At 44.9% G+C, this 227-nt stretch carries 1 pseudogene; it reads right to left on the bottom strand.

The features are described 5' to 3' along the window. Positions 1 to 227, bottom strand: a pseudogene (locus FC14_RS10710) (aspartate kinase); the annotation flags it as partial.

The following is a 227-nucleotide window of genomic DNA, read 5'->3' as shown; positions in this document are numbered from 1 at the left end:
TCAACACTTAACTTATTGGCTGCCAGTAAGTTAAACACTTCGTCTGCCGTAACATCACTTGTCGCAATGCTAAATTGAGTTAACCCTACCTGGTGGGCTACCCCTGTTACCGTCCGGTAATGACTGATTGAGAGGTTCCTATTGGAAATCAAGGTCCCTAATTCATTAACCCCATCCCAAGTTGACCTAATTCTTAGTGGTAGGTGGGCTTGTTGGGCTACTTCTAC

The sequence above is a fragment of the Ligilactobacillus agilis DSM 20509 genome (assembly GCF_001436215.1).
GTDB classification, from domain to species: Bacteria; Bacillota; Bacilli; order Lactobacillales; family Lactobacillaceae; genus Ligilactobacillus; species Ligilactobacillus agilis.
The sequence above is the reverse complement of the archived record's forward strand: the minus strand, read 5'-3'. Positions and strand labels throughout refer to the sequence as shown.